The sequence below is a fragment of the Staphylococcus sp. HMSC62B09 genome (genome assembly GCF_001839115.1).
Taxonomy (GTDB): Bacteria; Bacillota; Bacilli; order Staphylococcales; family Staphylococcaceae; genus Staphylococcus; species Staphylococcus haemolyticus.
Genome location: NZ_KV840150.1, coordinates 1 through 2,003, shown reverse-complemented (window position 1 = coordinate 2,003; position 2,003 = coordinate 1). Strand labels below are relative to the sequence as shown.

The 2,003-nt window shown below is 29.7% G+C and carries 1 protein-coding gene and 1 pseudogene; one reads left to right on the top strand and one right to left on the bottom strand.

The window, feature by feature from the left end:
• A pseudogene (locus tag HMPREF3265_RS08060) lies at positions 1–1,204 on the bottom strand (IS1182 family transposase); the annotation flags it as partial.
• 468 nt (positions 1,205–1,672) lie between these two features.
• On the opposite strand from HMPREF3265_RS08060, the gene HMPREF3265_RS08055 reads away from it, so the two are divergent.
• Positions 1,673–2,003: YSIRK-type signal peptide-containing protein (locus HMPREF3265_RS08055; protein WP_070861306.1), on the top strand; the 331-nt coding region annotated here is incomplete at its 3' end.

Below are 2,003 nucleotides of genomic sequence, written 5' to 3'. Positions count from 1 at the left end.
TTAAAACCTAGCCGTTTATTATTCGGACAAATGAGTTCGTCATTAATTTCGTCATAGTTCCAATTTTGAGTATTAAAGATGTCACTTTTATATTTTTTAGTTTTATCTTTTATAAACATTCCATATGTTATGAGTGGCGTTCGATTAAAGTCATCTATAATTGCCTTATAATTTGATTCACTACCATAACCTGCATCAGCTACAATATATTCAGGTAAATGACCGTAGGTCTCTTGAATTGAATTTAAAAATGGAATCATCGTTCTAGTATCCGTTGGATTTTGATACACATTATAAGATAAAACAAATTGGGAATTTGTCGCTATTTGTAAATTATACCCTGGCTTAAGTTGTCAATTTTTCATGTGATCTTCTTTCATTCTCATAAATGTCGCATCATGATCTGTCTTAGAATAACTATTTCTATCCTTTAAAATAGATTTTTGAAATTCGTATCGATACTTTCGCTCAAAATAATCATTGATTTGCTTTTTGTATTTTTGATTTTAGTTCTTTTGAGACGTATTTGTTTTCTTGTTTTAGTACATTTTTCATTGTTGATATGTTGGTTTAAATCTTCGATTTCTTTATCTAAGTGACTACCAATCAAATCTATTTCTTCTTTTGTTAATTCATTATCATGATCTTCTTTAATTTCCGGTATGATTTTATTGGTTACCAATTCATGGTAGAGGGCTTTAGAATCCTCATTCATCTTTGATTCATGGTTTTGAATACTCTTTTTCCATACAAATGTATATCGATTGGCATTTGCTTCAATTTTTGTACCATCAATAAAAATAGCTTTATCATCTATAAGATTTTGTTTTACACACTGACTGTAAAATTGAATAAATAAAGATTCTAATAAAGCATCTACTTTTGGATTTACTCTAAATCGATTAATTGTTTTATAAGAAGGTTTTTGATTTTGTGATAGCCACATCATTCGGATGCTATCATTAAGCATTTTTTCTATTTTACGACCTGAGAATACAGATTGTGTGTAGGCATATAGAATCACTTTTAACATCATTTTAGGATGGTACGAAGTTGCACCACGGTGATGTCTGAATTCGTCGAATTCATTGTCAGGAATTGTTTCAACAATATCATTTACATGTCGTGAAATATCATTTGTGGGGATAAGAACTGAAGTTTCCAATGGTAGAGTAAGTTGAGTCATGTTATAATCTTTATACATAAGGCACCTCGTTAATTTAGTTTAGTGATGTTTATTAAATTATACGAAAGTGCTTTATTTTTTTAAAGTATTACAATGTAAAATTACATATAAATATAAAGTATTTTAACGAGACTCTTGAGGGAACAGGACAAGCTGAAGACTACAGGCTGAAGCTGTCCCCTAAGAAAGCGAGCCAACAATACGGAGTATTGTAAATAAAGAAGCCAGTAAATGAATTTGTTAAAACTCATTTACTGGCTATTTCTCTAGGGTTTATGTCCCAGACTCTTTTTTTATTTTTTTATTAAATCAAATAAAAAAAGTATTAATATTTTTTTGATAATTATTAGTGTCAATGAAGACATGTGTTTTTTAAAATTTTCTGATATTTTTTAAAATATATGTATTGTCGATATAATATTAAAATGATACACTTTCATTGGAGTATTGTACTCAATTAATTTGGAAAATAGGTGTGTGAGTTATTTGAAAAAGAAACCAAATAGAAGATTAGATTTCTTACCTAATGTTCAAAACAAATACTCAATTAGAAAATTTACAGTAGGAGCGGCATCTATTTTAGTAGGTGCAACATTAATCTTTGGGGCAGGGCAAGAAGAAGCAAAAGCTGCCGAATCAGATCAAACAGTAACAAATCAAGATAATACATCTTCAACTACTGATACAACGGAACAACCATCAACAGAAGAAAAAACGACAAAATTAGAGGAACCAAGTTCTGAAGAAGCGACAAAATCAGAGGAACCAAGTTCTGAAGAAGCAACAAAAGAAGAACAACCAAGTGCTGAAGAAGTGA